A 24495-nucleotide genomic window follows, 5' to 3' on the forward strand; every position below is an offset into this window, starting at 1 on the left:
TTGTTTTTTAGGTTATTACGATTGGTGAGAAGGCTTTAATAAATCGTTTACCGTTTTAACCGGATTAAAGGTTACCAATGGAACTTCCACAAAAATTGTATTCCAGAAAGCCATTGCGCCATTCCATAATCCAGGCAATTCTAATGCCTTTAATTCTTTTCCATTCTTGGTTTTACCAGTTATAAAACCTTGTTTATGGTCAACATAATTCATTAAGTCAAATTTTTCTCCTTTATAATTTTTGACACCACAAACTAAATCAACAGGGTTAAAATGTGTTGAATTTCTAAGAATTGAAACTTGCTGCTCATTAGCCACATCTATTTGGGCTGACTCAATTATTTGAAGTGAGATAGCCCCTTCTGAATCTTTTATAAAAAACGGTCCGCCACCTGGTTCCCCTTCATTTTTAACCATACCGCAAATTCTAATTGGACGATTGAGCTTTTCTTTTATTAAATCTATTTTTTCAGTTATTGATAGGGAACTAAAATTTTCTGGCAACACAATATTTAATTGATTTTGGGCAAATTCAACTATTTTATTGAGTTTATCCGCTTCAATAGAAGCATCCAACATTTTTAAATACTCAAAAGTTTGTTGTTGATTCTTTAGTAACAAGCCACCTAACATTTTTTTGCTTTTACCAACAGCTTCTAAATTTTCATCAATAACAACGTTATCTATATTTTTTATGAAGATTACATCAGCATTTTGTTCATTTAAATTTTCAATCAAAGCACCATGCCCTCCTGGTCTAAATACTATTGACCCATCTTCTTCTCTAAACGGAGTATTATCTAGGTTCACAGCCAAAGTATCTGTTGATGGTTTTTGATAAGAATAGCCAATTGTAAATTTTGTATCTGTCTTTTGAGAAATTCTAGGAGCAGAAATGCTTTCTTCTTCTTTAAACATAGCATCGTGCTGTGGCGAAATGGTAAAATGTAAGTTAGCTTTACCATTAGACTTTGCATATAATGCGGCTTCTTTTAAATGCTCTTTAAAAGGTGTAGCGTTACCTCTTTTACAAACGTGAAAAGGCAATAATCCTTTTGGGTAAAATCCAAAGTTTAAACCATCTTCTGCAAGCATTGTTTTTACAAATGCATGTGCTTTTTCACCCTCATTCGTATACTGCCCTTCAATTTTTTCGAGCAAACTGTTGTAAAACGGAAATTTTTCCATTCCCTCAACAAATTGCTTTACTGCCTTGTCTCCTGTTTTGCTTAGATAATCTTCTAAACTTTCTTTAGATGGATTATAATCATCGATAAAATTGAACATTGCCTTAAACATTCTAGAAGCAGCACCAGAAGCAGGAACAAATTTTAAAATGGTTAAATCAGCACTCTTTTCTTCATAATATGCAATTAGGTCTTCTTGCTCTTGCGAACCTACACTAACAATACCTTCTCCAACAACTGCAGCTTTTTCTAAATTCACAAATGGTATACCTTCTTTAAAAGTGGTTATTTGCTGAGCTACCTTTTCTTTTGTAATATTTTTTTCTTCTAATTGTTTTAAGTCTTTAGCTGTAAAGTCTGTCATAGTAAATAAGGTATTGTCTATATAGTTAATTGCGGTTTGTAAACGTTCTTCTTTGGTACCACTTAAGATAGTAAATCTACGTTGATATTTCTCCAAACTTGTTTTGAAAAGGTTAAACATTTCTTCTCGTTGGTCTGGCCTATCTCTTAAGTCATCTTGCACCCAAGGAATGTCAATATCGGTCAAAAAATAATGGTCGTATTGATTTTTTAATGCCCATTTTTCTAGAATTGGGTCGCAATACCCATTATAATAAGCTTCAGAATACACCTTTGTTTCTAAAATATCAGTATCACAAATAAGTATTTTAGTTGCTGTTTTGGTAAGTTTATTTTCTAAACGTATTTGACCCTCTGCAATAGGTATTAAATCTTGCAATTCACACACTTTTTGTTCTCTATTCCATTTTTCTTGCAAATAATCACGTGCAAATTCTGGAACCCAATGCGTTTTATAATGCTTAGCCAACATTTTAGCCAAGGTTGTTTTACCAGTAGATTCTGGCCCGTAGAGTACTACTTTAACAATACTTGAGGGCTCTTGCCTAAGTTTTTCTTCCATGCTTGGTAGCCATAAATGGCAATTATGGTAAATAATAGGTATTGAAATGATGAAAAAACCAATCCTTTATAAAGATACAAGGGTACCGAAATTAAATCACCAATAATCCAAAAAGTCCAGTTTTCTAGCTTTTTCTTTGCCATTAACCACATACCTACAAAAAATATTGCTGTAGTTAAAATATCTACCCAAGCAACCCAAGAGTCTAGTTTACCAAAGAAAAAATATACGCCTAAAACAAATGCTATACTTATGAAAAAAAGAGACGAAGCTTTTCGTTTTTCTTCACCGCTCATTACCGTAATTGGTATAAAATGGGTGTCGTCAATCTTACGAGTCCAAAACCACCAACCGTATATACTCATTGAAAAATAATAAGCATTGATAAGCATATCACCCAATAGTTGATACACCAATAAAATATATACAAAAATTGCTGTGCTAATGATACCCGTTGGGTAAACAAGAATATTTTCTCTTTTGGAAAACCAAACGCTTAAAAATCCGAAAATAACAGCAATAAATTCTAATACAATTAGGTGGGTTGGAACACCCTCATATTGAGAAAAAAACCAATCAAAAATGGGGTTCATACTCGCTTCGGTCAGATTTTACAATTTTCATGTACAACAAGCCTCTATCAATGAACTCAAAAGCTTCTTTTATTTCATTTTGCAACAATTCCATAACAGCATCATAATCTCCATAAACTTGGGTGCTTAAAGGATTCTCAATTATAGTTAAACCCGAAGCTCTAAGCTTTCTGATAAAATTAATTATGGCTGGTTCAAAATCGTCTTGTAAGGGCGTTAAGGTTAGCTCTACAGATATATTCATTTGTTTACTATAAAAATTAGTTTTGATTAGTATTTAAAGTTGAAGCATAGCCTAAAGAAAAACCTTCAAAATTATCGAAAGTTACACTATACATAGAGCTTTGACCTTCATAAAGAATTTCGGCGACTGTTGAATCATCTTCAAAAGCAAAATCTTTAACAATAATATGTTTTAAGAAGCTTAGACCCGGTGTGGCATAAATTTTATACAGTGCTTCTTTAGCACACCAAACCTGGGTAAGTTTTTGTATTAATGCCTCAGCATTGGCAATAGTTCTATATTCTTCTATTGGTGTGAATTTATGCGCAATTCGTAATATTTTATCACGATGTTTTTCTAAATCTATACCAACTTCACAAGTACCACTCAAAATAATTCCAGTAAAATTATGTGAATGCGAAATGGAAATATGAGTGCCATCTTTTAAATGCGGTTTACCAAATTGGTTATAAATTAGGTCACTATCTTGATAACCTTCTAACCCCAGTAAATGCCTTATACTTAAAAATGCTCTTCTATGCATTTCTGATTTCATACCCAGCATTCTCTTTTGACAATGTGTGGTTAATGTTATACCATTAGCTAGGGCAACTTCTGTTTCAGTTACTTTCCATATGAGCACTTTGCTTTGAGAATCTGTTAGGGTTTTGTAAAGTGGCACTTTTTAGCTTTGTGAATTTGTATCTTTGTATGCTCTCTACCAATTTTTAGTTTTGGTATAAACCGTTTAATTGGAGAGGATTTTAATAAAAACGAAGCTACAAAAAGAAAACACAAAATGAGTACACAAGCAGTTGATTACATTCCTTACAAGGTTAAAGACATTTCATTGGCAGAATGGGGCCGAAAAGAAATTGAACTCGCTGAGGCTGAAATGCCTGGTTTAATGGCATTACGTGAAGAGTATAAAAATGAACAACCTTTAAAAGGTGCTAGAATCGCTGGTTGTTTACATATGACCATACAAACCGCAGTGCTGATAGAAACTTTAGTTGCTCTAGGTGCAGATGTAACTTGGAGTTCTTGTAATATATTCTCTACCCAAGACCATGCCGCTGCTGCAATTGCCGCTGCTGGCATACCAGTTTATGCTTGGAAGGGTATGAATGAAGAAGAGTTTGATTGGTGTATTGAGCAAACGCTATTTTTTGGTGAGGACAGACAACCTTTAAACATGATTTTAGATGATGGTGGCGATTTAACTAATATGGTATTAGATAAATATCCTGAACTAGCTGCTGGGGTAAAAGGATTGTCAGAAGAAACTACAACTGGTGTTCACCGTTTATATGAGCGCGTAAAAAATGGAACTTTACCAATGCCCGCTATTAATGTTAACGACTCTGTTACCAAGTCAAAGTTTGATAACAAATACGGTTGTAAAGAAAGTGCGGTAGATGCAATTAGAAGAGCAACAGATACTATGCTTGCAGGTAAACGTGTTACCGTATGTGGTTATGGTGATGTAGGTAAAGGTACTGCAGCTTCTTTCCGTGGCGCTGGAGCTATAGTAACGGTTACCGAAATTGACCCTATTTGTGCGTTACAAGCCTGTATGGATGGTTTTGAAGTAAAGAAATTAGAAACTGTTGTTGGTAAGTCTGATATCGTAATTACAACAACAGGAAATAAAGATATTGTTCGTGGTGAACATTTTGAAGCCATGAAAGACAAAACCATTGTTTGTAATATTGGTCATTTTGATAATGAAATTGATATGGCTTGGTTGAACGGTAACTACGGTGACTCAAGAGATGAAATTAAACCGCAAGTAGACAAATACACGGTAAATGGCAAAGATGTTATTGTACTTGCAGAAGGTAGATTAGTTAACTTAGGCTGTGCTACTGGTCACCCAAGTTTTGTGATGAGTAATAGTTTTACCAATCAAACCCTTGCGCAAATTGAGCTTTGGAATAATAGTGAAAACTATAAAAATGAAGTTTATATGTTGCCTAAACACTTAGATGAAAAAGTAGCTGCTTTGCATTTATCTAGATTAGGTGCTGAACTAACAGAACTTAAGCAAGAGCAGGCCGAATATATTGGCGTAACTGTAGAAGGCCCCTATAAACCGGAGTATTACAGATATTAAAATTGAAAAGATAGAAACACATAAGCCTCAACATAGTTGAGGCTTTTTTTATGTTCAAAGACCGCCCTACTTACCTGAAATTGTAGTTGGACGGCCTTTATAAACTCTTGATTCTATTTTTTAAACTTTAGGGTTAATACCCTTAAAAATACATTTCTATTGTTTGTGAAAATTAACACTTAAATCTGCATTGAATTTAACCAAACCGTTACCAGTAGGTTAAATAAAAAACCCTTACCGATTTCTCGATAAGGGTTGTAAAATATCTTAATTGAAAGCTACTAAGCTTCTGCTTCTGGTACAATTGATACAAAAGACTTACCGCCAGATTTTTTTTCAAACTTTACGGTACCATCTACTCTTGCATGAAGCGTGTGGTCTTTACCCAAGTAAACATTATCACCAGCATTGTGTCTTGTACCACGTTGACGTACAATAATGTTACCAGCAATTGCCTTTTGGCCACCAAAAATCTTAACGCCTAATCGTTTCGATTCTGATTCTCTACCGTTCTTAGAACTACCTACACCTTTTTTGTGAGCCATTTTAAATAAATTTTAGTTCTTTAATAATTATGCTTTACCGCCGTCTAATTCGTCTTGCCACTTTTTTAACTCATCCCACTTACCTTCAGCCGCTAATTCAGCTTGCTTTGGCCAAGTATCAGTTACGTGGTTTCCTCTTACCTCAGCGATAATCTCAGAAATCTTAGCCGCATCTGTGCTAGCTAATTTCGCAAAAGTATCTACACCTGCTTCTACTAATGTAGCGGCAATTTTTGGTCCAATACCTTCAATCTTTTTAAGGTCGTCAGCTTTAGCTTTGGTCTTAGCTGGTGCTTTTTTAGGAGCTTCCGCTTTTGCAGCAGGTGTTGCTACGGGCGCAGCTTTCTTTTCAGCTTTTTTAGCTGGAGCAGCCTTTTTAGCACCTTTAGCAACAATACTTTCTACAACAATTTCTGTTAAGTATTGTCTGTGACCATTCTTTTTTCTGTAACCTTTTCTACGTTTTTTCTTAAAAACGATTACTTTATCGCCTTTTAAGTGCTTTACGATTTTTGCCTCTACGGCTGCACCTTCTATGACTGGGGCGCCTACAGTTACGCTACCGTTATCATCTAAAAGTAAAACCTTGTCAAAAACAACTTTTTTACCTTCTTCTTCTTGTAAACGGTGTACGTACACTTTTTGGTCTTTTGCAACTTTAAATTGCTGCCCTGCCATCTCTACAATTGCGTACATAGTTATTTGTTTTGTTTTTCAAATACCAAGTTGAAAAATACGCTGATTTTCACTTTGGGGCTGCAAATATACTGCTAAATCCCTAATCTACAAGAAGAAAATGCAACTTAAGCAATTATTTTTATTTAGAATTAGATGACTTAAATAGTTGCATAAATGCTAAAGTTAATACTACCGTTGTAGCAAAACCCATTATAGCTACTGTGAAATACACAATAGCCTTAAAATTGGTATAATCACTTGCCCATTTTTCAGACAACTGGATTAAAAAATCAGGGTTCCACTCTGTTGTATATACTGAAAAGAAAATGGTAAAAAGTATTGTAGCCAAAAAACCGGTTACCAAGCCATTGGTAAAACCCATTCTATAATTGAAGCTATTGGTGTTTTGAATTCTAGTGTATTTGATGACTTCATAGATAGCAAACCCAACAATAACCCCATTAAATAAACTGTAAAATACATTAGAATGCAATCCCATTAAAGATAACACCAAAAAATAGGCTATTAATGCAGCACAAGCTACAATTCCAAAACGGATAGGTAATGTAAAGTTTTTCATTAAAGTTTTTCTTTTAATATAAGAAATATTTAGCTGTAAGAAAATTACAACTTCATAACTAGAATTTACTTCGAGATAATTATTTTCAATACCTTGTAACAAAAGGCCTAAAAGCTATACTAACAACAAGAAAAAGAATTTTTAAACACTAAAGAATGAAAAAACCCTTAGCATTTTTTTCACTTTTAATTTCCGCTATCACCTTTAGCACAGCGCAAGAAGTGAAATTTGAAGAGTACGACTTAGACAATGGTATGCATGTTATTTTACATCAAGATAATGGCGCACCAGTGGTAACTACATCTGTAATGTATCATGTAGGTGGTAAAGATGAAGACCCAAGTAAAACCGGATTTGCACACTTTTTTGAACACCTTCTTTTTGAAGGCACAAAAAATATTGAAAGAGGCGAATGGTTTAAAATTGTTTCTTCTAATGGTGGTAACAATAATGCCAACACAACAATGGATAGAACTTACTACTATGAAACCTTTCCTTCAAACAATTTAAAACTTGGACTTTGGTTAGAGTCTGAACGTTTAATGCACCCTATAATAAATCAAATTGGTGTTGACACTCAAAAAGAAGTTGTACAAGAAGAAAAACGTTTACGTGTAGACAATTCTCCTTACGGTAGAGTTTTTGAGCAGGTTTCTAAAAATCTCTTTAAAAATCATCCATACCGTTGGCAAACCATAGGTTCATTAGACCATTTGGCAAGTGCAACTCTTGAAGACTTTCAACGATTTAATGAGATTTATTACGTGCCTAACAATGCCGTTTTAGTTGTAGCTGGTGATATTGATATTACAGAAACAAAAAAAATGATTCAAGATTATTTTGGTCCTATTCCGAAAGGGGCACCTATTGAAAGAAAAACGTATTCAGAAGAACCAATCAAGGAAACCATGAATGCTACGTTTAACGACCCAAATATTCAAATACCATTGATTCTTTTAGCCTACAGAACACCTGCCCAGACTGAAAGAGATGCCTATGTTTTAGATATGATATCAACTTATTTAAGTGATGGCCCTAGTTCTAAGCTTTACAAAAAAATGGTCGACGACAAAAAAATGGCTTTACAAGTATTGGCATTTAATGTAGCACAAGAAGACTACAGTACGTACATTGTTGGTGCACTTCCAGTTGGTGAAAATAGTCTTGCTAACCTTAAAACTGAGATTGATGAAGAAATTGAAAAAATTAAAACAGATTTAATTTCTGAAAAAGACCATCAAAAACTCATTAATAAATTTGAAAACGACTTTGTCAACAGCAACAGCAGCGTTGAAGGTATAGCCAACTCTCTAGCTAGATATTATATGTTATACGATGATGTAAATCTTATTAATAATCAAATTGATATTTACCGTTCAATAACGAGAGAAGAAATTAAAGAAGTTGCTACTAAATATTTAAATACCAATCAGAGATTGGAACTTGAATATTTGCCTGAATCTAAAAACGCTCAATAAGAAAGAAAATGAAAAAAATACTATTATCCACCATATTGTGTCTATCCGTAGCATTTTCATTTGCACAAATAGACCGAAGCAAACAACCTGAACCAGGTCCTGCTCCAGAAATAAATCTACAAGAAGCTAAAAAGTTTACCCTCAACAATGGGTTAACAGTAATGGTTGTTGAAAATCATAAACTGCCTCGGGTTTCTATTCAACTTAATTTAGATAATCCACCAATTTTTGAAGGTCAAAAAGCTGGGGTTCAAAGTTTAACTGGTAGCCTTATGGGTAAAGGTTCTACAAATATTCCTAAAGATGAATTCAACGAAGAGGTTGATTTTTTAGGAGCTACCCTTAGTATTGGAGCACAAAGCGCCTATGCTAGTTGTTTGTCTAAATATTTTCCAAGAATATTAGAATTAATGGCAGACGCTGCACTTAACCCAAATTTTACTGAAGAAGAATTTGAAAAAGAGCGCGATATTCTTTTAACCGCAATTAAAACAGAAGAAAGTGACGTTTCTGCAATAGCTAGTAGAGTACAAGATGTACTTGCATATGGTAAAAATCATCCAAGAGGTGAATATTTAACAGAAGAAACTATCAATACTGTTAGACTTATTGATGTTGAACAATTCTATAGAGACTATTTTGTGCCTGCGAACGCCTATTTAATTGTTATTGGTGATGTTGATTTTGAAACTACTAAAGCGTTAGTTACAACCGCTTTTACACCATGGACAAAAGCCACTCCGCCAAGTTTAGATTACTCTAATCCGGCTCAAGCGCAGTACACGCAAATTAATTTTGTTGATATGCCGAATGCAGTTCAATCAGAAATATCAGTTCAAAATCTTGTTGATTTAAAAATGAAAAATGACGACTATCTAGATGCACTTTTAGCTAACCGTATTTTAGGCGGGGGTGCGCAAGCTCGTTTGTTTTTAAATTTAAGAGAAGACAAAGGTTATACCTATGGTTCTTACTCAGGTATTGGCAATAACAAATGGGGGCCTTCAACATTTAGAGCAACAGCAAGTGTTCGTAATGCGGTAACAGATAGTTCTGTTGTAGAAATTCTTAAAGAGGTAGACAAGATTATAGATACACCTGTTACCCAAGAAGAACTTGATCAGGCCAAAGCAAAATACGTTGGTAATTTTGTTATGGCTTTAGAGCGTCCACAAACCATTGCTAACTATGCTTATAACATTGAAACCGAGGGTCTTTCTGATGATTTCTACAAGACTTATTTAGAGCGTATTAATGCAATTACTATAGAAGATGTGCAACAGGCTGCCAAAAAATATTTTAGCGCTAATAACTCTAGGGTTGTTGTTGTTGGCAAGGGTAGTGATGTTATTGAAAACTTAGAAAAAGTTGAATTTAATGGCAAAAAAGTTCCCGTATTATACTACGACAAAACAGGTGACAAAACAGAAAAACCTAATTACGATGCCGCTATTCCAGAAGGAATTTCTGCTGAAGATATTTTAAACAATTACATTGAAGCTATTGGTGGTAAAGATAAATTAGAAGCTGTACAGTCTTATGCTTTAACTGCAGAAGCAAGTATGCAAGGCCAAACTTTAGAGTTGGTAATGAAGAAGAGCGAAAATGAAAAATTTTTACAAGATGTTAGAATGATGGGTAACTCTGTTCAAAAACAAGTAATTGATGGCGACAAGGGCTATACGATGCAAATGGGGCAACGTAAAGATTTAACCAAAGAGGAGCTAGATATGATGAAGGAAGAAGCTACCACTTTCCCAGAATTAAATTACCTTTTAGCTGGTGACGTTGCGATTGAAGGAGTAGAAACCATTGGTGATAAAAAAGCTTATAAGCTTAAAATCTCAGATTCTAAAACAGCTTTTTATGATGTTGAAAGCGGATTAAAAATACAAGAGGTTACCGTACAAGAGGCTCAAGGCCAAACTATGCAAGCAACCGTTAAATTTGAAGAATATAAAGAAGTTTCTGGAATTAAATTTCCGTTCAAATTGTTACAATCTGCAGGTCCAATGAATTTTGAATTTACTGTGAAAGATATTAAAGTAAATGAAGGAGTTTCTGATGCTGATTTTGAATAATCAAAACAAACAATAAATTAAAAGGCCGGTTTTCACCGGCCTTTTTTATTAGAATGAATATTGTACAAAAACAGATAAATTTCTTCCTGGGTCATTAATGGGCACCCTACCAAAATTAGCCTGATTTGTGAAAGAAAAATTTAGGTGATTGTTATAAGCTACATCAAATAGATTTAAAGCAGCTAAACCAACATCTAAATGTTTAAAAGGCTGACCACCTAGTCTTAGATTTACTAAACCATAACCATTAGTTACACTTTCTCCAAAAGAAGGTGCTATTTCATCTTGTTCAGATACTAAGACATAAATAGCTTTAGCCCAAAATTTTTCTTTTTCAAACGCTAAATGAAACCGTGTGGTTAATGGCGGTGTTAACGGAAGAGATTCATCCAAGTCTTCATTTCTAGTGTATACATAGGCCATTTCAGCAGTAACATTAAGATTGGTCAAAAAATCTATGCCTGAACTCACCTCAAAACCTGTTTTGTATGCGTTATCAATATTTACAAAACGCTTAACAGCAGTTGGCTCTGATGCCGGCATATATTTCTTAGCCAGTGATTCGTCTATTAAAGGTGCTATATAATCATTATAATCCGCATAATACGCTGATGCACTGTAACTCCATTTATCAAGAAAAGTAGTTTCAAAAACCGAATACCCTTTTAAACCCAATTCAAATTGATGATTTACCTCTGCTTTTAAATTAGGATTCCCAACATGTTCAAACGGGTCTTGACCAACTGTAAAGTGATTTATAAAACGTTCAATCATATTGGCAGACCTTACACCTCTTCCAAAAGCCAATTCAACCATAAGGTTTTCTTTAGCTGCATATTTTAAAGTAGTTGTACCACTGAAATTATGTTCAATTCTTGAATCTAAATCTGGATAATACGCTAAAAAATCGTCAGCTGGGTCGTTACTTTTAGCATTTACTAAATCATATCTACCGCCTACTTTTAACAACCAAGAATTTGATAGTGAGATATTGCTTTCTGCAAATACGCCATAATCAGTTATTCTAGAATCTTGCCAAATTTTATCAGTAAACTCCATTGGATTGGCCAAATTTTGACCCATCATATTTTGTTTCATAACACGGTCTCTAAAACCATCTCTAGAAATATGAACTGCATCGAGCCCCGTATACAATTCATGGGTACCTAGAAAATTCCATACAAATTCCAGTTTACCACCAACAGTAGTTGCATCAACTGTAGATTGAGCTTCTACTCTTGAAAATGACGGCCTCATTGTGTTTGTCATTAGATGGTCAACATAAGAGTAATATGCTTTGGCATTAACCTCTTGTAATTTTTTTGAAGATACTTCATACTTATAATCTACAGACGCAATTGAACTGTTATCTTCCTCAGTATCCATAGGTAAACCAGCATGTAATACATCTCTTCCAAAAGACTGTCTAAATCCGAGTTGTAGACGCTGATTTGAATTAAAAGTATATCCTAATTGTATACCATAATCTGTACTTTTAAAAGAGGCTGGTATTTCATTGCCATTACCATCTTCATAATTACCAAAATCTCGATATCCAAAATTAACTGCAGCATCAAAATTTTCTTGATTGTATTTAATGTTAGCCATTGTAGTAATTGAATTGCCGTTACTTTCATCACCAAAACTTAGCTTTCCTTGATAGCCCTGTTTTTCGTTAGTACTTTTATAGGTCACTAGATTTATAATGCCCCCAAAAGTGGCTCCATACCTTACAGAATATGGCCCTTTTATCACCTCTATTTTTTGAATTTCTTCTGGAACAACATGAGTGGTAATAGGGTCCATACGGTTAGGGCAAGCATGCATGACCTTTGTACCCCCATTAAACTGAATGTTTAATTGTTCATACTGAGCACCCCTTAATTGAGGGTCTATTGCATAATTCCCCCTTTTTATTAGTGCAAAACCATTAACATCTTCAAAAAGGTCTGCAACATTTTTTGGTTGCACAACACGTTTAGCGTTTTCTGTGTTTACAAAACTAGAGGCAGGATTTGTTCTTTTATCTGCATTTAAAATAACTTCGTTTAGTTGTATTGTTGTATGTGTTGTTGTGTCTTGTTTTTGTTCTTGTGCTCTACTAATATTTGCACCCAATAAGGCTGCAACGCAAAATGCGCTTAAGTGAAATTTCATTTCATTAGTAATTATAAGATTTATATGTAGAATTTTGGCAATTAGCCCTGTTGGTAAATCTTATACTTGTGGTGGTTGACCTAAAGTCTTACTTGTTTGAAATTTATAGAAATTGTATTGTGTATTGCAATTACTATTTTTCAAATTATGAGCCTTAAAAGAAATTTCTTCTACTGGATTTAAGAAGAAAACCACTTGCTCCCAGCCAATTTGAGGCAAAGGTTCTTTGTCATTATTAGTGTCTGCTTGCAACATTTTTGATAAGGCGCATTTACCATCGCAGTTTAACTCTGGCCGATTTTTATTTTCACAAAGACGCTCAATAAAATCTTCTTTTGCTATACCATAATACACATACATACTTGAAAACCGAAGATTGCTGAGCATAATGACTGTAACTAAAATATAAACACTAAAATGTTTACCCATGGTATGCGTAAAATTAGGATAAATGTAATTTTATAATTCAATTTATTTAGTGACTTAAGTCACTAAAATTGCCTTTTTTTTCAAATTTATTTGTCTAATACTAATAGGTCTAGAATATGTATTTTTGTGTAATTCTTTACTATAATCTTCGCCCATGAAAAATTTTATTTTCCTTTCAATCTTAGCTCTTTTAGTTTCTTGCAAACAGGAAAAACAACCTACTGAAGGTCAAGCTCAAATGAAGAAAGTTATGGCTATACATGATGAAATTATGCCCAAAATGGGAGAATTAGCCAGTTTAACTGCAGAATTAAAAGCAAAAGTTGATACCACTGAAACTGGTATGAAATATGAAGCTGCTATGAAAGACCTACAAAATGCAAATTCTGCAATGATGGATTGGATGGGTGACTTTGGCAAGCGCTTTGACTATAAAGAAATTATGGAAGGAGAACCCCTGAGTACTGAAAAACAAGAGTGGCTTAAAGAAGAAGAACAGAAAGTTTTAAAACTACAAGAACAGTTTACCACAGGTATTGCAAACGCAAAAGAACTTTTAGGTAAAGAATAAATTAAAATTTATTCTTTCCATTGTAATGACTCCATAATTTTTCTAATATCTTGTTGCAAGTAAATTGCAGCCGGATATATAGAATCATAGTTGGGTTTTGCGTAGAAATATAATGACCCGGTAACAAAATGATGAATACTATCTGTTACATAAAACTGTGATTGTGAAGCAGCATTACCGCTTACTTCATAAAACATACCATAAACATTATCCTCACTATTTATAAAAGGTTGTTCTACAATATTGTCTGCTTTAACCACGTGCTCGTAAGATAGTTTTTGAGCATCTGTAAGTAATTTTTCTAAATTATTAGTAATGGGTTTATACGTTATGTACACAGAACCTTTCATTTCTGGATAATCTAATACCAGATTACAATTGCCTTTAGTATCTGGAGTCGCCATTACATTTTTTGAAAATTCGTAATTACAAACATTTTTATAGGTTACATATTCCCCTTGAGGAAATTCTAGCCTTAACATGGCCTTTGGTTTTGGAAGCGCATCATTCTTACAAGAACAAAATACTATGCCCACTACAACCAAAAATAGCTTACAAATCTTCATTAGGTAATATTACTTTTATCTGTTTCAACCTCTTTTTATCTAGACTTTCAATTACGAATTGATACGCATTAAACATTACTTTTTCACCTCTTTTAGGAAACGCGCCAGAAATCTCTAAAACAAAGCCAGCTAGAGTTTCAGATTCACCTTTTGAGGCTTCAAACTCATCTTCATTTGTAATTTTTGTTACACGATAGAAATCTTTAAGATTGGTTTTGCCTTCAAAAACAAAAGTGCGGTCATCTAATTTAGAGAATATTAAATCTTCATCGTCAAATTCATCACTAATATCACCTACAATTTCTTCAATAATATCCTCTAAGGTGACAATACCAGAGGTACCCCCATATTCATCAACTACAATTGCTAAGTGCTTTTTTTGCTCTTGAAATTCTAATAAAAGATCATCTAACTTTTTATTCTCAGGTACAAAATAAGGTTCCCGAATTAGTTTCATCCATGCAAAAGTTTTACGCTCCAAGTATGGCAATAAATCTTTTACGTAAAGTACTCCTAAAACATTATCCATATTCTCAGAAAAAACAGGAATTCTTGAGTATCCGTTTTTTTTAATCTCGTCTAAAACTTCCTGAAACTTCATTTGCTCGTTAAGGGCAAATATGTCTATGCGCGGTCGCATAACTTGTTTAGTATCAGTATTACCAAAGGTTACAATACCCTTTAAAATTTTTTGCTCTTCTTTAGTTGTATCACCCTCAGAAGTTAATTCTAAGGCCTGAGAAAGATGGTCAACACCAAAATTTGATTTTTTACGACCTAATTTATCTTGTAAAAACAACATTGCAGAACGCATTGGACTGCTTAAGGGTGTAAAAATATAATCAAGAAATTTTAAAGGTTTTGCCATGAAAAGTGCGAAATTTCCATTATTTCTGCTGGCATAAATTTTTGGTAATATTTCACCAAACATCAATATTAGAAAGGTTGCAACAATAACTTCTAACAAAAAGCGAACTGATACCGTTTGAAATAGTACTTGATTAACATTAGAGAATAAAGTGTCCCCAATTTTACTAAATAATAGCACTATAGCAATATTAATGGCATTGTTTGCAATTAATATGGTTGCTAGTAGTTTTTTAGGTTTATCTAAAAGTTTAACTACAATTTTACCATCTGTAGTATCTTCTTCGCTTAGCTCATTGACCTTTGTTACTGAGAGTCCAAAAAGAGCAACTTCTGCACCAGAAATTAAGGCTGAACACAATAATAGGGCTACGAGAATAATACAATTAATGGCGAAAATTCCATCAAAAGCTAATAAAATAACCAAACCATGGGGCTCTGGGTCCAATTGAGATATATTTAGTTTTAGAATGGTAAATCATCATCTGCATCGGGTTCTGAAACCGTGTTCGCAGGTTTAGCACTTTCTGGAGTACTTGCTTGTTGATTTCCTGGCTGTGCCGTATTCATGGTGCCACTTTCTGTTTTGGTATTTAAGAACGTGAAATCTTGAACATGAACCTCTGTGGTATAACGCATATTACCGTCTTCTCCCTGCCATTGTCTATTCTTTAACCGGCCTTCAACATAAACCTTATCTCCCTTTTTTAAATACTTTTCACAAATTTCAGCAGCTTTATTTCTCACAACTACATTGTGCCAATCTGTATTGGTTACTTTTTCTCCTGTTTGCTTGTTTGTATAGGTCTCGTTTGTTGCAATTGGAAATCTACCTATTGCTCCACCACCTTCAAAATAATGTACTTTGACCTCGTCTCCTAAATGACCTATCAAAATAACTTTGTTAACTGTTCCACTCATAGTAAAGTCAAAAGTACTAAAAATTGAAGGTTTCAATAAATTCTGCAATTAAAACCGGAACTGGATAATTCTTTAAATCTTCTACATTAACATACTCACCCTCAATACGTTTTGTTTCAATTATCCAAAAGTTAGTGTATAAATGTTGATGAGATAGTTTATGAATAATTGGTTTATGGTTATATAAGGTTACCTTTTGGTAGTCTTTGTTAATTTTTTGAAGGTGCTTTTCTAGCATCTCATGTGATGCAACACTAGCTGTTTCATATAGCGGAAATTGAAATAGATTTTGCCAAATACCCTTACCTTTTCGCTGCTCAAGAATCGTATTTTTTCCATCTATAAACACCAAATAATTAAAATATCGATTTCGAATTTTAGTCTTTTTAAGTTTTTTTGGTAAATCTAAGACCCGGTTTTCAGAAATTGCTTTACAACTATCTTTTAAAGGACAATACAGACATAATGGTTTTTTAGGAGAACACTGTATAGCGCCAAACTCCATAATACCCTGGTTATAGTCACGAATATCTTTTGCACTCATAACTTGTTCAGCAAGGTTTTTAAAATATTTTATCCCATCAGTGCTATTTATTGGAGTTTCCACACCAAAATATCTAGCCAAGACTCGATACACATTACCATCAACAACCGGCACCAGTTCTCCAAAACAAATGGAGGCTATTGCACTTGCTGTGTAATCACCTATGCCTTTAAGCTTTAAAAGTTCTTTATACGTGTTTGGAAATTTGCCACCATACTCATTTACCACTTGTTTTGCAGTAAAATGCATGTTTCTAGCCCTAGAATAATAGCCCAGACCTTGCCATAACTTCAAAATTTTTTCTTCTGAAGCAGAAGCTAAATCAAAAACTGTAGGAAATTCTTCAACAAACCTTTCATAGTATGGTAGTCCTTGAGCTACTCTAGTTTGTTGTAACATAATTTCTGAAAGCCATATTTTATAAGGGTTTACGGTGCTACGCCATGGTAATTCTCTTTTGTTTTCAGAATACCAGTCTAATATTATTTGAGAAAATTGCATGTAAGAAAATACTATCTATAAGTTGTTCTAGTTTATATACCTAAACTTTAGTGCTTTATATAAAACATTTATATATTTGCAAGCCGATTTAAAAACCCAAATTAATAAGGAAAAATGACGAAAGCGGATATTGTATCAAAAATCTCAGAGAAGCTTGGGATTGAAAAAGGTGATGTACAGGCGACGATTGAATCGTTTATGGATGAGGTTAAAGCTTCATTAGAGAATGGCGATAATGTCTATTTAAGAGGTTTCGGAAGTTTTATCATTAAAACTAGAGCCGAAAAAACAGGAAGAAATATTTCCAAAAACACAACTATCAAAATTCCTGCACATAACATACCAGCTTTTAAACCAGCTAAAGTGTTTGTTGAAGGTGTTAAAAGTAATGTACAAGTAAAATAATTTAAAGGAGAACCTATGCCGAGCGGTAAAAAAAGAAAAAGACATAAGGTGGCCACGCACAAGCGTAAGAAACGTAGAAGAGCCAACAGACACAAGAAAAAGTAGTCGCAGCGACTACTTTTTCTTTTTAGACAATACGTTCTTTGACATTTTAGGATTGCCAAAAATTTAAGTCGTCAATACTTGACGACACTTAATATTTTTTATTTCTACGTAATAGTTGAAATAATAATTAAAATCGAAAACAAGTGAACAGAGAATTAATAATTAGATCTGGTTCTACTGCTGTCGATTTTGCCTTACTAAAAGATGGAAAGTTAATTGAACTCCATAAAGAGGAGTACGACAATTCTTTTCAGGTAGGAGATATCTTTTTAGCCAAAATCAGAAAACCCGTTAAAGGCCTTAATGCGGCTTTTGTTAATGTGGGTTATGAAAAAGATGCGTTTTTGCATTATCATGATCTTGGACCACAGCTCTCTACCTTACTAAAGTATGTTAAGAAAGCAAGAACTGGAAAAATGAAAGATTTTTCCTTAAAAAACTTTCCGTTTGATAAAGATATTGACAAGAATGGCGCAATTACAGATGTAATTAAAGCCAATCAGTCCCTATTGGTTCAAATAGTAAAAGAACCAATCTCAACAAAAGGCCCCCGTATAAGTTCTGAACTTTCTATTGCAGGGCGCTATTTAGTAATGGTTCCTTTTTCTGACCGCGTATCTGTTTCACAGAAGATATCTAGCAGAGAAGAAAAAGACCGTTTAAAACGTTTAGTTACCAGCATTAAACCTAAAGGTTTTGGAGTAATTATACGTACAGTTGCAGAAGGCAAAAAAGTAGCAGAGTTAGACAAAGATTTACAGAACTTGCTGAATAAATGGTCAGCAATGTGCGGTACTTTGCATAAAGCAGAACATCCTTCAAAAGTTTTGGTTGAAATGAACAGAGCATCCTCTATACTTAGAGATGTTTTTAACGATTCATTCACCGGAATACATGTAGATGATGAAGAGCTTTATGAAAACATCAAAGAATACCTACAAGAAATAGCTCCTGGAAAGGAGTCTATTGTTAAACAATACAACAATCAGACACCGATTTTTGAAAAATTCGGTATCGAACGCCAAATCAAAACATCATTTGGTAGAACGGCATCAATGAGCAAAGGTGCCTATTTAATTATAGAGCACACAGAAGCTTTGCACGTTATAGATGTAAATAGCGGTAACCGTTCTAACAAAGCCAAAAATCAAGAAGATACTGCACTAGAGGTAAATCTTCTTGCCGCAACAGAAATTGCTAGGCAATTACGCTTACGCGATATGGGTGGTATAATAGTGGTTGATTTTATTGACATGACCAAAGGTGAACATCGAAGAAAACTCTTTGACCACCTTAGAGAAGAAATGAAAGATGACCGCGCCAAACACAAAATTTTACCGCCAAGTAAATTTGGTTTAATTCAAATTACTAGGCAACGTGTACGCCCAGAATTAAAAATTAAAACTAGTGAAGTTAACCCGAACGGTGTTGGAGGTGAAATCGAGGCACCTATTGTTTTGGTTGACAAAATAAATCACGATTTAGAACGCATTTTTAATGGGCCCAATAAGGACAAAAAGTTAACACTTAACATTCATCCTTTTATTGCGGCGTATTTAACAAAGGGATTTCCATCTATACGCTCAAAATGGTATTTAGAGTATAAAAAATGGATTAAAATTCAACCTCGAGATGCCTACACTTATCTAGAATATAGATTTAAAGATAAAGAAGGCAAAACCATACGATAAGAGAAAGCGATGTAATTAATTTTACATCGCTTTTTTGTTTTATAAGATATCGGTACTTTTAAGTTTATTCATTTGAAATATCATGAAAAATATACTATCCCTATTACTTCTTTTTGTGTTATTAGGATGTATTAAAGAATCTACTACAAAAAAGGTTTCTACAATTTTAGAAGATTCTCCCGCTATTACAGGAAAACAAAATTATTTAAACTCCCCATATGTAACCGCTGGTAACCGTGTGTATATGGTTGGTTACCAAGACGGAACATTTCCAGAACTTGGGTGGCACATTAAAGGAGAAATGGGAGGCATTTGGAATCACCCAATTAAACTTATGGATGGTTTTGAGGTGGATATCATAATTGCTGAAGATACACTTAAACTGAACCAAGCTGATAGTTTTGTTAATTATCCAATGGCCAATAAACACATATTTAAGTTCCCATTAAAAAATCTGGTTGTTGAAAGATGGCAATTTATACCTGATAATAAACAAGGCATTTTTGTGCAATTTGTTTTAAAAAACAAAGCATCTACTCCTGTAGATATTCGGTTTAGATTACAAGGCCATACTGATCTTAGACCTACATGGTTGGGCGAGCAATCGCAAATGATAGATGGGCAAGATAATGCCGAATTTTCAAAAGACAAATGGGTAATAAAAGATGAAAACAATAATTGGTTTGCTGTCTTTGGAGCAAATTTACAACCACAAAGTAACTCAGTTTTACCTAATACTACTACTAATACTGTTTCTACAGATTTAGAGTACGCTCTAACCTTAACAGAAAATACAGAAACTTTAGTAAATACCGTATTTAGTGGGTCATATCAATCTAAAGAAATTGCTTTGAAAGAATATGATGATATCCACGCTAATTATCTAGAATTTGCCGAAGATAAAAGAATTAGATATGCTGCTTTAGCAGAACAATCAAAACTTACTATTGACGATAAAAACCTACAACAAACCTTTGAGTGGTTAAAGTATAATTGTGATTGGTTGGTACGAACAATACCTGAAATTGGTACAGGCATTGGAGCAGGAATACCTGATTACCCATGGTTTTTTGGCGTAGATAGTGAATACGCCTTAAAAGGTTATATGGCCGTAGGCCAAGAAAACACCGTGAACAAAACCATTAAGCTATTAGATAGCGTGTCTATGGCTTTAAACGGTAATGGTAGAATTATACATGAAATGTCTACTAACGGAGTGGTTTTTAATCCTGGCAACATTAATGAAACCCCTCAATTTGCTTCACTCATTTGGGAAATTTACCAGTGGAATGGTAATCAAGAATTTTTACGAAACTATTATCCAACTATTGAAAAAGGACTTTCATGGCTTTTAGAAGCTAATGATGAAAACAAAAATTTATTTCCAGACGGCTTTGGTATGATGGAAATTCATGGATTGGATAGCGAAATGATTGATGTTGCCACCTACACTCAACGGGCCTTTTTAGATGCTTCTAAAATTGCAACCGAACTTAATAAAAAAGAAGATGCGAAAAAGTTTTCGGATCTAGCTCAAACCTTAAAAGAGAAGATTAACTCTGATTTTTGGGCTGAGGAATATAATTCTTTTGCTGACTTTTTAGGTACCAACCAGCAAGCTCTTCATTTAATTGAAGACGCTCTAGTTAGAGCAGACACCCTTGACAAACCTTGGGCAATAGAGGAATTAGAAGCAACAAAAAAACAAATTTTGGCCAGTAGTAATAACCAACTCAAACCTTTCGTTTTACACCATAACTGGGTGGTAAATACCCCAATGGAGATGGCAATTGCGGACTCCGTAAAAGCTATTAATGCTTTAAATACCGCTAAAAAATTTACCAATCCGTTTGGTGTTTTTGTTACTGGTATTGATAGAGATGAATCTGCTGGTTCTAATGATGGAGCTTATAAAGCCCCTCCTATCTTTACCTACACAGGAGCCGTAATGACTTTACCCACAGGAGTTCAAGCGGTTGCTGAGAATAACTATGGTAGACCAGATGAAGCACTCGATTATTTAAATAGAATGACTAGGTCTTTTAGTTATGCACTCCCAGGCAGTATGTACGAGGTTTCACCAGATTTTGGTATGATGACTCAAGCTTGGAATATCTATGCTTTTGCTGTACCCATTGTACAACAGTTTTTTGGAGTTCAGCCACAGGCTCAAAACAAAACAGTTATTATTAAACCTCAAATGCCAAGCACGTGGAAAAACGCCTCCTTAGAAAATATTAAAGTAGCAGATAACGAAATATCTATCTATTATAAAAAGGTTGACAAACAGTTGGCAATTGAAGTAAAACAAACCAATGATAGCTGGACGATACAATTAGAATTACCAAAAAATATCTACCAAGTCACTGGAGACTCAGAAGAAAAAACAATTGAGAACACTTCTATTTTTAGTACCCAAAGCCAACAAATACGTATTACTACCAAGTAATTAAGCTACCAACGGTAACTTATTATATTAGCCAATGAACTGTAAAAATTGTACTCATCCTATTAACGCTGAAGCAAATTACTGCGAAAAATGTGGAGGTAAAATTGTTTTATCACGCATAAACGTAAAATCACTACTAACGCAGGCTGCATCTAACATTTTTGGTTGGGATAATAGATATTTTGCAACGATAAGAGGCCTATTAACAAAACCCGGAAAAACACTTTATGCCTATATAGATGGAACCAGAAATAGATATATGAATCCGTTTTCATTTCTATTAATTGGGTTAACCCTTTGTGTATTTGTTTTTAAATTTTACAGTCAAGATTATTTAGCAATTTCTGAAGAAGCTAATAAACAACAGTTGGTTTGGATGGCTGACACCTTTGGAGGAATCTACGCCGATGAGGCTTATCAAAAACAATCTCTAGAGCTAAATTCTAAGATGCAAAACTTCATCTTAAAGTATTTTAACTTGGTTTCTTTCTTATTAATACCAGTATACACCCTTTTTACATGGCTAATATTTAGAAAACCATTTAATTATGGAGAACACTTAGTAATTAATTCGTATTTACAAGGTGTTGGATTTCATTTTACAACAATATTTTTTCTACTTACTGTTTTTGTACATCCGTCATTTTTTCTTGTGGCTTCTTTGGGAACCTTTACACTGTATTGTATCAGCTTAAAGCTGTTGTATAAATTATCTTGGGCTGAGTTAATATTAAAAATCTTACTGTTTATTGGCTTAGGAATTCTAACGGTAATTGTATTAGGGGTTTTACTGTTTATTGGAGGTTTTTTGTTTGGTAAGTATTTCTAGAAATGACACTACAAGAAGCCACAAAAAAACTAGAATACTATTGCGCCTATCAAGACCGGTGTCATAAAGATGTAATTAACAAATTAAAAGGTATGCGCATGATACCTGCAGCTATTGACCAAATAGTAACTCATTTAATTCAAGAAAATTATTTAAATGAAGAACGTTTTGCTATAAGTTTTGCTAGAGGAAAATTCAATCACAAAAAATGGGGTAATGTTAGAATTAAAAATGAATTGAAACTTAGAAATATTTCGGTTTACAATATTAAAAGCGCTTTAAACGAAATTGAATCAGACTACTTAAATGTATTTAATGAAGTTGCAGAAAAAAAATGGAACAGTACAAAAGCATTACCACTATTAAAACGAAAACGAAAAGTACTAGATTATTTGGCTTACCGAGGCTGGGAAACGCATCTGATTTATGAAAAACTAAATGAATTAAGTAAATCAGCAAACTAACTTTATTTACAAATAGCTGTATTTATTTTAGGGAATAAAAAAATCCCCTAAAAGGGGATTTTAAAGTTTTTTATTCTACTACTTAGAGGTTAAAAGATGCCCCAACTGAAACATTAAACTGATTGAAATATTCCTCCGCAGGTGTTAAGTCAGATTTATATTTAGCTATTGGTGTATTTGCTTCAAAAAACAAACCAAAACCATCCGCGAAAAAATAACGAACACCAAGATGCGCCCCAAAATTTTTAAGTCCTAAATCAAGACCAGGATAAATATCCATTTCATCACCTAATTCTAAAACGCTACCTAAATGCGCATTAAATCGAGCTTTTAAATCAAAACGTTCAGAAAAGTCGGCATCAAAAGCCTCTTCAACTCCTAAAAGATAGGCCCCTGCTACACCCAAAGAAATATTTTCGCCAACACCCTTATCAAGAGTGGCTACAATACCTGAACCATCACTTTGTAGGTTGGCTCCAACTTGAAATTTAAAATCTCCTTCACCGTAATACGCCTGTGCGTTTACCGTATAAACGGCTAATGTTAGTATAAAAATTAAAACTGTATTCTTCATAATTCTAGGTTTGTTGTCAAAAGTATTCAATAATTGATATTCTTCTATATAAAATTGATTTTGTACATAAATTTCTCTTACTAGAAAATTAGGTAGTTACCCGTTTTGAGGTTCTTAGTATAGCTTGCTCATTTTTGTAATCTATCCATTTTTGACCTTTCCATTTACGCATAGAATTATCAAAATGGCGCATGATAAATATATTATAAAGTGCTTTTGCAAAGTTTTTAGGCTTTCTAGCCACTGCCCGTAAACTCATACTAAAACCAGGTGTAATGTATTTCATGTGGTGCCAGTAACCCTCGGGAATATATAATACGTTGCCGTGGTTAAGTTCCGCTACATGGCCTTTTGCATTTTTTAAAGCTGGCCATTTTTCAAGATTTGGGTTGTTAAAATCTATATCCTCTCTTGTAATTAAAGAGTGTGGAATTTTGTACAAGTGCTTAGTTTCGCTTTGCGAAAATAATATGCATTGTTTTTTACCTTCAAAATGAAAATGGAAAATATTGGCTAAATCAATATCATAATGCATAAAAGTGTGCGCGTTTTTTCCACCAAAAAAAAGCATAGGTAAGCCTTTCATTAAACGAATACCAAAATCAGGAAAAGTAAAGTCTTTTTGAAGCTCAGGAACCTCTTTTAAAACATTCCAGAGAAAGATTCTGTATTTAGTTGGTTTGGCTTTTAAAAGTTCTATATAATCAGCCATTTTCATTTTAGCATGAGGCTCGTTAAAACCCTCATCATGCTTAACGGGTCTATCATCATACAACGGCACTTCTTTATCTCCCACCACTTGTTTTATATAGTCTAAATTCCATTTGTGGTAGGCAGGCCAATCTTCTATAAAATTTTCTATTACTACTGGTTTTTGGGGCCTGAAGTAATCGCGTAAAAAGGCTTCTTTACTAAGCGTTTTTACCCTAGGTATTTGTTCAAGGTTAAGCATTAAAACGCTAATTAATGAATCGGCTAAGGTAGTAAAAAAGTGATAGTAGCTTTAAACCTAAGGT

24 protein-coding genes are annotated in these 24495 nt (G+C 33.9%); 9 read left to right on the forward strand and 15 right to left on the reverse strand.

Going from position 1 to position 24495, the window contains the following annotated elements:
- Positions 1 to 15: 15 nt before the first annotated feature.
- The 4 genes from H5V42_RS05060 to H5V42_RS05075 are packed head-to-tail and all read right to left on the reverse strand — an operon-like array spanning position 16 to position 3610.
- Positions 16 to 2112 carry a DUF4301 family protein gene (locus H5V42_RS05060; RefSeq protein WP_185782040.1) on the reverse strand — a complete coding sequence of 699 codons (2097 nt, stop codon included), beginning with the start codon at positions 2110 to 2112 and terminating at the stop codon, positions 16 to 18.
- Positions 2067 to 2705 carry a nicotinamide riboside transporter PnuC gene (gene pnuC, locus H5V42_RS05065; RefSeq protein WP_185782041.1) on the reverse strand — a complete coding sequence of 213 codons (639 nt, stop codon included), beginning with the start codon at positions 2703 to 2705 and terminating at the stop codon, positions 2067 to 2069. Before pnuC ends, H5V42_RS05060 begins: the two co-directional genes overlap by 46 nt.
- Positions 2689 to 2949, reverse strand: coding sequence for a thiamine-binding protein (locus H5V42_RS05070; RefSeq protein WP_185782042.1), 261 nt, complete (start codon positions 2947 to 2949; stop codon positions 2689 to 2691). Before H5V42_RS05070 ends, pnuC begins: the two co-directional genes overlap by 17 nt.
- 16 nt (positions 2950 to 2965) lie before the next feature.
- A complete protein-coding gene (locus tag H5V42_RS05075; RefSeq protein WP_185782043.1) occupies positions 2966 to 3610 on the reverse strand; it encodes a 4'-phosphopantetheinyl transferase family protein in 645 nt (214 codons plus the stop codon).
- A 117-nt stretch (positions 3611 to 3727) separates the two neighbouring features.
- On the opposite strand from H5V42_RS05075, the gene ahcY reads away from it, so the two are divergent.
- Positions 3728 to 5044 carry an adenosylhomocysteinase gene (gene ahcY / locus H5V42_RS05080; protein WP_185782044.1) on the forward strand — a complete coding sequence of 439 codons (1317 nt, stop codon included), beginning with the start codon at positions 3728 to 3730 and terminating at the stop codon, positions 5042 to 5044.
- A 281-nt stretch (positions 5045 to 5325) separates the two neighbouring features.
- Here the strand turns inward: ahcY and rpmA are convergent, their stop codons facing one another.
- From rpmA to H5V42_RS05095, 3 genes are all read right to left on the reverse strand, one after another.
- A complete protein-coding gene (rpmA, locus tag H5V42_RS05085) occupies positions 5326 to 5589 on the reverse strand; it encodes a 50S ribosomal protein L27 (protein WP_185782045.1) in 264 nt (87 codons plus the stop codon).
- Positions 5590 to 5616: 27 nt separating this feature from the next.
- Positions 5617 to 6285 (reverse strand): 50S ribosomal protein L21, encoded by a 669-nt coding sequence (gene rplU / locus H5V42_RS05090; protein ID WP_185782046.1) that lies wholly within the window; start codon positions 6283 to 6285, stop codon positions 5617 to 5619.
- Positions 6286 to 6406: 121 nt separating this feature from the next.
- The gene (locus tag H5V42_RS05095) at positions 6407 to 6847 is read right to left on the reverse strand and encodes a DUF4199 domain-containing protein (RefSeq protein ID WP_185782047.1); all 441 of its coding nucleotides are present in this window, start codon (positions 6845 to 6847) and stop codon (positions 6407 to 6409) included.
- Between the two features lie 155 nt (positions 6848 to 7002).
- Between H5V42_RS05095 and H5V42_RS05100 the strand changes: the two genes are divergently transcribed.
- Together H5V42_RS05100 and H5V42_RS05105 are read left to right on the forward strand one after the other, a co-directional pair.
- Entirely contained in the window at positions 7003 to 8325 is a 1323-nt protein-coding gene (locus tag H5V42_RS05100; RefSeq protein WP_185782048.1) for a M16 family metallopeptidase, read from the forward strand.
- An 8-nt stretch (positions 8326 to 8333) separates the two neighbouring features.
- Entirely contained in the window at positions 8334 to 10406 is a 2073-nt protein-coding gene (locus H5V42_RS05105; RefSeq protein WP_185782049.1) for a M16 family metallopeptidase, read from the forward strand.
- Between the two features lie 48 nt (positions 10407 to 10454).
- Here H5V42_RS05105 and H5V42_RS05110 read toward each other — a convergent pair whose 3' ends face one another.
- Both H5V42_RS05110 and H5V42_RS05115 read right to left on the reverse strand, forming a co-directional pair.
- Positions 10455 to 12563, reverse strand: a complete 2109-nt coding sequence (locus tag H5V42_RS05110) for a TonB-dependent receptor domain-containing protein (RefSeq protein ID WP_185782050.1) — start codon at positions 12561 to 12563, stop codon at positions 10455 to 10457.
- A gap of 60 nt (positions 12564 to 12623) precedes the next feature.
- A complete protein-coding gene (locus tag H5V42_RS05115) occupies positions 12624 to 12992 on the reverse strand; it encodes a hypothetical protein (protein ID WP_188669504.1) in 369 nt (122 codons plus the stop codon).
- Positions 12993 to 13146: 154 nt separating this feature from the next.
- On the opposite strand from H5V42_RS05115, the gene H5V42_RS05120 reads away from it, so the two are divergent.
- On the forward strand, positions 13147 to 13563 hold the full coding sequence (locus H5V42_RS05120) for a hypothetical protein (RefSeq protein WP_185782052.1): 417 nt from the start codon (positions 13147 to 13149) through the stop codon (positions 13561 to 13563).
- Positions 13564 to 13571: 8 nt separating this feature from the next.
- On the opposite strand, the gene gldD is transcribed toward H5V42_RS05120, so the two are convergent.
- The 4 genes from gldD to mutY are packed head-to-tail and all read right to left on the reverse strand — an operon-like array spanning position 13572 to position 16962.
- The gene (gldD, locus tag H5V42_RS05125) at positions 13572 to 14129 is read right to left on the reverse strand and encodes a gliding motility lipoprotein GldD (protein ID WP_185782053.1); all 558 of its coding nucleotides are present in this window, start codon (positions 14127 to 14129) and stop codon (positions 13572 to 13574) included.
- Positions 14116 to 15444 (reverse strand): gliding motility-associated protein GldE, encoded by a 1329-nt coding sequence (gene gldE / locus H5V42_RS05130; RefSeq protein ID WP_185782054.1) that lies wholly within the window; start codon positions 15442 to 15444, stop codon positions 14116 to 14118. Before gldE ends, gldD begins: the two co-directional genes overlap by 14 nt.
- Positions 15445 to 15461: 17 nt before the next feature.
- Complete coding sequence (locus H5V42_RS05135) at positions 15462 to 15917, reverse strand: single-stranded DNA-binding protein (protein ID WP_185782055.1); 456 nt, start codon at positions 15915 to 15917, stop codon at positions 15462 to 15464.
- A gap of 16 nt (positions 15918 to 15933) precedes the next feature.
- Positions 15934 to 16962: an A/G-specific adenine glycosylase gene (gene mutY, locus H5V42_RS05140; protein WP_185782056.1), complete on the reverse strand. Its 1029-nt coding sequence runs from the start codon at positions 16960 to 16962 to the stop codon at positions 15934 to 15936.
- Between the two features lie 114 nt (positions 16963 to 17076).
- Here mutY and H5V42_RS05145 point away from each other — a divergent pair, with 114 nt between their 5' ends.
- The 5 genes from H5V42_RS05145 (at position 17077) to H5V42_RS05165 (ending at position 22905) form a co-directional block, all read left to right on the forward strand.
- Positions 17077 to 17367: an HU family DNA-binding protein gene (locus H5V42_RS05145; RefSeq protein ID WP_185782057.1), complete on the forward strand. Its 291-nt coding sequence runs from the start codon at positions 17077 to 17079 to the stop codon at positions 17365 to 17367.
- Positions 17368 to 17615: 248 nt separating this feature from the next.
- A complete protein-coding gene (locus H5V42_RS05150) occupies positions 17616 to 19163 on the forward strand; it encodes an Rne/Rng family ribonuclease (protein WP_185782058.1) in 1548 nt (515 codons plus the stop codon).
- A gap of 82 nt (positions 19164 to 19245) precedes the next feature.
- On the forward strand, positions 19246 to 21612 hold the full coding sequence (locus H5V42_RS05155) for an alpha-L-rhamnosidase-related protein (RefSeq protein WP_185782059.1): 2367 nt from the start codon (positions 19246 to 19248) through the stop codon (positions 21610 to 21612).
- Between the two features lie 34 nt (positions 21613 to 21646).
- The gene (locus H5V42_RS05160; protein WP_185782060.1) at positions 21647 to 22441 is read left to right on the forward strand and encodes a DUF3667 domain-containing protein; all 795 of its coding nucleotides are present in this window, start codon (positions 21647 to 21649) and stop codon (positions 22439 to 22441) included.
- 2 nt (positions 22442 to 22443) lie between these two features.
- Complete coding sequence (locus H5V42_RS05165; protein WP_185782061.1) at positions 22444 to 22905, forward strand: regulatory protein RecX; 462 nt, start codon at positions 22444 to 22446, stop codon at positions 22903 to 22905.
- Positions 22906 to 22987: 82 nt separating this feature from the next.
- Here H5V42_RS05165 and H5V42_RS05170 read toward each other — a convergent pair whose 3' ends face one another.
- Together H5V42_RS05170 and H5V42_RS05175 are read right to left on the reverse strand one after the other, a co-directional pair.
- Positions 22988 to 23479: a DUF6646 family protein gene (locus tag H5V42_RS05170; protein WP_185782062.1), complete on the reverse strand. Its 492-nt coding sequence runs from the start codon at positions 23477 to 23479 to the stop codon at positions 22988 to 22990.
- Positions 23480 to 23567: 88 nt separating this feature from the next.
- Positions 23568 to 24431, reverse strand: a complete 864-nt coding sequence (locus tag H5V42_RS05175; protein WP_185782063.1) for a cupin-like domain-containing protein — start codon at positions 24429 to 24431, stop codon at positions 23568 to 23570.
- Between the last annotated feature and the right edge of the window lie 64 nt (positions 24432 to 24495).

The sequence above is a fragment of the Croceivirga lutea genome (assembly GCF_014235875.1).
In the GTDB taxonomy this organism is placed as follows: domain Bacteria; phylum Bacteroidota; class Bacteroidia; order Flavobacteriales; family Flavobacteriaceae; genus Croceivirga; species Croceivirga lutea.

Coding starts and splice junctions, on each gene's coding strand:
- H5V42_RS05060 (WP_185782040.1), bottom strand. CDS start 2,112: ATGGAAGAAAAACTTAGGCAAGAGCCCTCAAGTATTGTTAAAGTAGTA.
- pnuC (WP_185782041.1), bottom strand. CDS start 2,705: ATGAACCCCATTTTTGATTGGTTTTTTTCTCAATATGAGGGTGTTCCA.
- H5V42_RS05070 (WP_185782042.1), bottom strand. CDS start 2,949: ATGAATATATCTGTAGAGCTAACCTTAACGCCCTTACAAGACGATTTT.
- ahcY (WP_185782044.1), top strand. CDS start 3,728: ATGAGTACACAAGCAGTTGATTACATTCCTTACAAGGTTAAAGACATT.
- rpmA (WP_185782045.1), bottom strand. CDS start 5,589: ATGGCTCACAAAAAAGGTGTAGGTAGTTCTAAGAACGGTAGAGAATCA.
- rplU (WP_185782046.1), bottom strand. CDS start 6,285: ATGTACGCAATTGTAGAGATGGCAGGGCAGCAATTTAAAGTTGCAAAA.
- H5V42_RS05095 (WP_185782047.1), bottom strand. CDS start 6,847: ATGAAAAACTTTACATTACCTATCCGTTTTGGAATTGTAGCTTGTGCT.
- H5V42_RS05100 (WP_185782048.1), top strand. CDS start 7,003: ATGAAAAAACCCTTAGCATTTTTTTCACTTTTAATTTCCGCTATCACC.
- H5V42_RS05105 (WP_185782049.1), top strand. CDS start 8,334: ATGAAAAAAATACTATTATCCACCATATTGTGTCTATCCGTAGCATTT.
- H5V42_RS05110 (WP_185782050.1), bottom strand. CDS start 12,563: ATGAAATTTCACTTAAGCGCATTTTGCGTTGCAGCCTTATTGGGTGCA.
- H5V42_RS05115 (WP_188669504.1), bottom strand. CDS start 12,992: ATGGGTAAACATTTTAGTGTTTATATTTTAGTTACAGTCATTATGCTC.
- H5V42_RS05120 (WP_185782052.1), top strand. CDS start 13,147: ATGAAAAATTTTATTTTCCTTTCAATCTTAGCTCTTTTAGTTTCTTGC.
- gldD (WP_185782053.1), bottom strand. CDS start 14,129: ATGAAGATTTGTAAGCTATTTTTGGTTGTAGTGGGCATAGTATTTTGT.
- H5V42_RS05135 (WP_185782055.1), bottom strand. CDS start 15,917: ATGAGTGGAACAGTTAACAAAGTTATTTTGATAGGTCATTTAGGAGAC.
- mutY (WP_185782056.1), bottom strand. CDS start 16,962: ATGCAATTTTCTCAAATAATATTAGACTGGTATTCTGAAAACAAAAGA.
- H5V42_RS05145 (WP_185782057.1), top strand. CDS start 17,077: ATGACGAAAGCGGATATTGTATCAAAAATCTCAGAGAAGCTTGGGATT.
- H5V42_RS05155 (WP_185782059.1), top strand. CDS start 19,246: ATGAAAAATATACTATCCCTATTACTTCTTTTTGTGTTATTAGGATGT.
- H5V42_RS05160 (WP_185782060.1), top strand. CDS start 21,647: ATGAACTGTAAAAATTGTACTCATCCTATTAACGCTGAAGCAAATTAC.
- H5V42_RS05165 (WP_185782061.1), top strand. CDS start 22,444: ATGACACTACAAGAAGCCACAAAAAAACTAGAATACTATTGCGCCTAT.
- H5V42_RS05170 (WP_185782062.1), bottom strand. CDS start 23,479: ATGAAGAATACAGTTTTAATTTTTATACTAACATTAGCCGTTTATACG.
- H5V42_RS05175 (WP_185782063.1), bottom strand. CDS start 24,431: ATGCTTAACCTTGAACAAATACCTAGGGTAAAAACGCTTAGTAAAGAA.